The organism is Steroidobacter sp. (assembly GCF_016790065.1).
Taxonomy (GTDB): domain Bacteria; phylum Pseudomonadota; class Gammaproteobacteria; order Steroidobacterales; family Steroidobacteraceae; genus Steroidobacter.
On record NZ_JAEUPY010000036.1, the window covers coordinates 1 to 6,382 of the forward strand.

Below are 6,382 nucleotides of genomic sequence, written 5' to 3' on the forward strand. Positions count from 1 at the left end.
AACTTGGCCTCGCGCAGCCGGGGGCCAGCGAGATCGGGATCCGCGAACAGACGAGCGACGGTCAAGGATTCGGCGGACACGGGCAGTCCTGGTAGGTAGGTCAAACAAGTCGCAAGGATGGCGAACAGGTGGGTTGTATACCGCATGAGAGTTGCGCCGGGAATGGGAGGGCGACGTTACACTAAGCAGGTTCAGGGATGAATCCATCGTCAGTGTCGCAAGCGAGAGGCTATGAAAAAGCAACTCTATTGGTCGATTCCGTTGTTGTTGCTATTGGGCTCCTGTGGCCTCGCGCCGGCCCAGAAAGCTGCACCGCTAACTGTGTCCGTGAGTAAAGACGTGTCCGCCAAGGCGCCGCCGCAAGCCACCGCAGTGGCGTATCCCAATAGCCAGCGCATCGAGCATTTCGATACTTACCACGGCACTCGCGTCGCCGATCCGTATCGCTGGCTGGAGGATGCCGACAGCCTGCAGACCAAGGGCTGGATCCAGGCGCAGAACGCATTGGCGCAGCCGTATCTGGAAGCCATTCCGGAGCGCGAGCGCATCAAGCAACGCATGACGCAGTTATGGAATTACGAGCGCTACGACATTCCAGTGAAGCGCGGTAACCGATATTTCTATTTACGCAACGACGGTTTGCAGAATCAGAGCGTGCTGTATGTCACCGAGCGTCTGGACGCCGAACCGCGCGTGCTGCTCGATCCCAACAAACTCAGCAAGGATGCGACCGTCGCGCTGAGCGAGTTCGTGCCGAGTCCCGATGGCCGCCTGGTTGCATACAGTCTGTCCGATGGCGGCACCGACTGGCGCACTTGGCATTTCCGCGACGTGCAGACCGGCAAGGATCTGCCCGACATCCTGCGCTTCATCAAGTTCGTGCCGGTGGCCTGGACGGCCGATTCCAAAGCCCTTTATTACGCGCGCTTTCCGCTGAAGGCGGACGGCACGGGCGACGACAGCAAACAACGCGAAGTGTTCTGGCACAAGCTCGGCAGCGACGTGACTCGCGATCCGTTGATCTTCAAGGTCACCGATCATCCGACGCGCAATCCGTATGTGCAGATCTCGGATGATGGCCGCTACGCGATCTTCTGGTTGTACGACGGTTCGCAATCCACCGGCATCTATTATCGAAAGATCGCCCGCGACGGCGCGCCCTCGGGCGAGACCGTGCGGCTGATCGACAGCTTCGATGCGAACTATCAGTTCATCGCGGCCATCGACGATGTGTTCTATGTCCGCAGCAACAAAGGCAAGCCGAACACGGAAGTGATCGCGATGCCGGCGACATCGTCGGCTGAGAAGGATCGCCGCGTCGTGATCCCCGAGGCGCGCTTCTCGGCGGATGAAGTGTCCATCGTCGGTCGCAAGATCATCGTGCAGTACTTGCAGGACGCTTACTCGCTGGTGCGCGTGTTCGATCTCAACGGCCAGGTTCAGTACGACGTGAAGCTGCCCGGGCTGGGCACCACGCTGGGCTTCACCGGCGACGTGCAGGACACCGAGACCTTTTTCGCTTACACCGATTTTCTGACGCCGACCCGCGTGTCGCGCTTGGATCTGGCGACCGGCGACAGCCAATTGTTTCGAGCGCCGAAGTTTGCCGCAGACACCCGCCAGTTCGTGGTCAAGCAGGTGTTCTACAAGAGCAAGGACGGCACGCCCGTGCCCATGTTCATCGCTCACAAACAAGGGCTGGTGCTGAATGGTCAGGCGCCGGTGCAGTTGTACGGTTACGGCGGTTTCAATCTGGCGCAGCAGCCGGCCTTCAGTGTGCCGGTGCTGGTGTGGCTGGAGATGGGCGGCGTCTATGCGATGGCCAACCTGCGGGGCGGCTCGGAATATGGCGAGGCCTGGCACGAGGCCGGTACCAAGTTACACAAGCAGAACGTGTTCGACGATTTCATCGCCGCCGCTCAGTACTTGATCGACGAGCGTTATACCGCGCCGGCCAAGATTGCGATTCGAGGTCGTAGCAACGGTGGCTTGCTGGTCGGCGCAGTGCTGACGCAGCGTCCGGATTTGTTTGGCGCGGCGCTGCCGGCGGTGGGCGTGCTGGACATGCTTCGCTATCACACGCCCAGCGCCAACGCGCGCCAGTGGTCCAGCGATTACGGGCTCAGCGAGAACGAGGACGAGTTTCGCGCGCAGCTGGCTTATTCGCCGCTGCATAACGTGCACAAGGTTTGTTATCCGCCGACGCTGGTGACCACAGCCGAGCGTGACGATCGCGTGGTCCCGTGGCACAGCTACAAGTTCACCGCGACGCTGCAGGAGGCACAGGCCTGCGCCAACCCAGTGATGCTACGAGTCGAGACTCGCGCCGGTCATGGCGCCGGTAAGCCGATCTGGATGCAGATCGAGGACTACGCCGACCAGTGGGCGTTCCTGGTCAAGTCGTTGCACATGGAGGGCGGAGAGCCGCTGTTGCGGCGGGCGACTGCGGACTGAGTCAGCGGGCAGGCGACTATTCGTCGTCGCCCTCGCGGCCACGTTGGAGGCCGTCGTCGGTTTCGGCCACTTCGCCGGGAATGGCGTGCTTTTCGGCAGCCCAGGCGCCGAGGTCGATGAGTTTGCAGCGCTCGCTGCAGAACGGGCGCCAAGGGAAAGCCTCCGTCCACTCCACGGGGCGGTCGCAAGTCGGGCAGCGAACCACAGTCATGAGGGTCTCAGGTGCAGACAGTGAGCTGGAACTGCACGTCCTCTGTGGTCTGCACCGGCCGCACGCTCGCATCGGCCCACAGCAGAAAGCGCACGCTGCAGCGATGGTGGCTGCCGCTGATCTCGGGGAACAGCTGCGTACCCGCCGGCAACGCGATGCGGAGCAATTGGCAGGGATTTTCGCGCTCAAAAGCGATCTGGAAGACGCCGCCGGTCGCCACTTCAGGGCGCGGGCGCGCAGCGCCACGAGTGAGCCACAACAACTCGGTGACGGCATCGCACAGCGGACGGATGGTGGCCATCCAGTCGCTGAACGCTTTGGTGCGAGTCGCGAACGGCTGATCCAGCCAATGCCGATAGTCCGGCAGGTCGAATTCGCAGGTGCCGCCCGGGATGGTGCTGCGATGCTTGATCGAGTTCAGGAATTCCGAATCGCGCAACCGTTGCATGAACAGCGCGCCCACCGAATTCAGTTCGGTGCGCAGTCCGGTCAGATTGGTCAACACCGCCTTGAGCCGTGAGGTATCGACGCCGGGGCGGGTGGTGTAGTCGTGCATCACCGTCATCTGCCGCTCCAGATCCTTGAGCACTTCGCTGCGAATGTCGCCGCGTGCGGTGATGGCCAGAATTTCCAGCAGCGCGCTCATCGCGGCGCGCGTCGACCACGCGTCCTCGCGCTCTTCATGGAACAGCGCTTGCTGATAAAGAAAGTCCAGTCGCAGAAAAGTACGCATCCGCTCATTGAGCGGCTGCTCATAGACGGGACCTGCGGCTTGGCGTGAACTATCGGGCGAGGTCATCCTGCGGATTGTGAAGCACTGGCCGGCAGTTGAAAAACCCTTTTTCATTCGGGGCGGATCGACCGGCAGATGCAGTCGTATTACTAGTGCTGGCGGCGTGCAGAGCAGCTGGTTATTTAGCCAGTGGTCGAGCCGGCGGCGCCGCACATTTGCGCAGCAGTTCGTCGCCCGACAGCGACTGCGTGGCGACCGGAACTTACACAATGGTTGGAAGCGTTGAAAGAATCTGCTTCCATATCGCGCCCGATATTTCCCCACCGGTTTGGCGGGGGCCGGGCGCGATTCGTTTTATGGAGTGTTCTTGATGCGAAGATGGTTATTTGCGGCCACCCTGTTGGCCGCCACCGTGCCGGCACATGCCGACTGGAGCGGTAAGGGCGAGGCGGGCCTGGTGGTCGCCAGCGGTAATACCAACACCGAGACTGCCAACGCCAAGCTGCAGGTGGTCAACGAGACCGATAACTGGAAGAACACGCTGGGCGCCGCCGCGCTGTATTCCTCCGATGAAGACGGCAAGATCGCCAATCGCTGGGAAACCTTCGGCCAGGCCGATTGGAAGTTCAGTGAGCGCAACTTCCTGTTCGCCGCCGGCCGCTACGAAGAAGACGAATTCAGCGGCTTCGAGTACCAGACCACGGCGTCGCTCGGTGTCGGCCGCCGCTTCATCGAGAACGACCGCACCAAACTGGTCGGCACGGTCGGCGCCGGTTACAAGTTCTACGAGACGCGCGATGCGTTCGACGACGAGACCGGCGTGTTGATCGAGGAAGGCGTCAGCCAGGATGAAGTCGTGTTCCGCGGCACCATCGACTTCGATCACAAGTTCACGGCCACCACCAGCTTGCTCAACAAGTTCATCGTCGAGTCGGGGGCGGACAATACGTTCGTACAAAACGATTTGTCGCTGCAGGTGAAGATGACGGATGTGTTGGCGTTGGCGGTGGGCTATTCGGTTCGGCACAACACCGACCCGCCGGCGGACTTCAAGCGCACCGACAAGTTGACCACGATCAATTTGGTCTACGAGATCAAATAGGCTCAGGTCCTGCCTGCGGCAGGACCTCGCCCTTGGGGTTTATTTTTGTGGCCCCTGCGGGGGCCACGGCCTGCGAGAGCGGCGTGTTTGCCGCCGGCCTACTTGGCGGCGACGTCGACCAGCTCGCGCGTGATGCGGAGCATGTCCGGGTAGTCTTTGCCTAGGGCTCGGTATTTGCCGGCGACGGTGAGCGTCGGCACGCCGTTGACCTTGTAGTCGCGGGACAGTTGTTCGGCTCGCAACGCCTTGGTGGTCACTTCCGGCGAGTTGAACTGCGAGCGGAATTTATTGGCGTCGACGCCGTTCTGGGCGGCCCAGGCGGCGAGTGCGTCGACGTCGAACAGCGGCTTGCCTTCCTTGTGGATGGCATCGAACAGCGCATCGTCCAGCCGTGCCAGATCGCCGCTGGCTTGTAGCGCGTAATAGGCCCGCACCAGCTGGCCCCACTCGCGACGCCCCAAAGACACGGGCACTTTGATCAGCACCGCATTCGCCGGCAGCTGCGCCTTCTTCCAGTCGTTCAACAACGGTTGCAGGTGATAGCAGTGCGGACAACCGTAGGAGAAGAACTCGATCACCTCGACTTTGCCGGCCTCAGTTTGTGGCTGGGCCGGTGTGATCAGCGAGTAATCGGTCCCTTGCGTCGGCGACGCAAGGGACAGTGAGCAGGCAATCGACAGAAACAGCGCGAACGCAATTCGAGCCGCAGTCACAGTGCTTCTCCCCGGTGGCAAGCCTGGCCCCGATTATTGACGACTCTGGTCGATTATTGGGCAGCGGCCGGCGCTTCGATGGCCAGCAGCTCGACGTCGAAGATCAAGGTCGCGCCCGGGCCGATATCCGGCGGAGCGCCGCGCTCGCCGTAGGCGATGTTGGCGGGGCACACCAGCCGGCTCTTGCCGCCGACCTTGATCTGCTGCACGCCTTCGGTCCAGCACGGAATTACGCCGTTGAGCGGGAAGGTGGCGGGCTCGCCGCGATCCACCGAGCTATCGAACACTTTGCCGTTGGGCAGAGTGCCGTGATAGTGCACCTTGACCGTGTCGGTGGCCTTGGGCGTCGGGCCGGTGCCTTCGGTGACGGTGGAAATGATCAGGCCCGATTCCAAGCGCTTGGCGCCCGGCTCGGCGGCGGCCTTGTCGAGGGCGGCCGTGGCGACGGCGGCAATGCGCGTCTGCTGCATCTCACGCAGGCGGGGAATGTAGGTCTGCACGTCGACCTGCGGCTTCTTGCCCAGCGCGCCGTCGGTGAAGCCCTGCTTCACCTTGTCCAGCTCGGCGGCGGTAAATTCGAACGAAGCGATGTTCTGGGACACGGCCACGCCCAGTGCGTACAGCGCCTTGTCGTCTTCGCTCCCTGCGAGCGTGGCGGTGGTCGCCGCGCCGGCTGCCGCGTCCTTGGTTTTCGGATCGGTGACGAACAGCTTGACCGCCACGACGAAAATCACGAACCCGACCGTCGCTATCAAAAACGCGCGCATGGGAGTCCTTAATGCGGTGTAAAAAAGGGCGGCCAGCATACAGCATCGGCCGCCCTTGCATGATTACCGCCGCTGTCTGAGGGCGGCGACGCGTTCAGCGAGCGGCCGCCTCGGTGCCGCCGCTCAAACCCCGGGCTTCCAGCAGCGGGCCGATGTCCGGCTGCTTGCCGTAGAAATCCCGGAAGATGGTCAGCGCATCCGCACTGAAGCCCTTGGACAGCACCTTGGCGCGCAGCAGGTCGCCGTTCTCGCGCTTCAAGCCGCCATGGGTCTTGAACCAGTGTTCGGTATCCCGCGCCAGCACTTCGCTCCAGATGTACGCGTAGTAGCCGGCCGAATAGCCGATGGGGCTGGAGAAGATGTGCAGGAAGTAGCTGGAGCGGTAACGCGGCGGCACCGGCG

7 protein-coding genes are annotated in these 6,382 nt (G+C 62.3%); 2 read left to right on the plus strand and 5 right to left on the minus strand.

Going from position 1 to position 6,382, the window contains the following annotated elements; translation table 11 throughout:
* The first annotated feature begins 231 nt into the window (after positions 1–231).
* On the plus strand, positions 232–2,454 hold the full coding sequence (locus tag JNL55_RS01425) for a prolyl oligopeptidase family serine peptidase (protein ID WP_293848485.1): 2,223 nt from the start codon (positions 232–234) through the stop codon (positions 2,452–2,454).
* A gap of 16 nt (positions 2,455–2,470) precedes the next feature.
* Here JNL55_RS01425 and yacG read toward each other — a convergent pair whose 3' ends face one another.
* Entirely contained in the window at positions 2,471–2,665 is a 195-nt protein-coding gene (gene yacG / locus JNL55_RS01430; RefSeq protein ID WP_293848486.1) for a DNA gyrase inhibitor YacG, read from the minus strand.
* Between the two features lie 7 nt (positions 2,666–2,672).
* Positions 2,673–3,512, minus strand: a complete 840-nt coding sequence (gene zapD / locus JNL55_RS01435) for a cell division protein ZapD (protein WP_322111005.1) — start codon at positions 3,510–3,512, stop codon at positions 2,673–2,675.
* Positions 3,513–3,768: 256 nt separating this feature from the next.
* Between zapD and JNL55_RS01440 the strand changes: the two genes are divergently transcribed.
* Positions 3,769–4,500 carry a YdiY family protein gene (locus JNL55_RS01440; RefSeq protein ID WP_293848488.1) on the plus strand — a complete coding sequence of 244 codons (732 nt, stop codon included), beginning with the start codon at positions 3,769–3,771 and terminating at the stop codon, positions 4,498–4,500.
* Positions 4,501–4,598: 98 nt separating this feature from the next.
* On the opposite strand, the gene JNL55_RS01445 is transcribed toward JNL55_RS01440, so the two are convergent.
* The 3 genes from JNL55_RS01445 to JNL55_RS01455 all read right to left on the minus strand — a co-directional run.
* Positions 4,599–5,213, minus strand: coding sequence for a thiol:disulfide interchange protein DsbA/DsbL (locus JNL55_RS01445; protein WP_293848489.1), 615 nt, complete (start codon positions 5,211–5,213; stop codon positions 4,599–4,601).
* A gap of 53 nt (positions 5,214–5,266) precedes the next feature.
* Positions 5,267–5,980: an FKBP-type peptidyl-prolyl cis-trans isomerase gene (locus JNL55_RS01450; RefSeq protein ID WP_293848490.1), complete on the minus strand. Its 714-nt coding sequence runs from the start codon at positions 5,978–5,980 to the stop codon at positions 5,267–5,269.
* A 94-nt stretch (positions 5,981–6,074) separates the two neighbouring features.
* Positions 6,075–6,382, minus strand: a 308-nt coding sequence (locus JNL55_RS01455) for a M3 family metallopeptidase (protein WP_293848491.1), incomplete at its 5' end; no start/stop codon positions are given.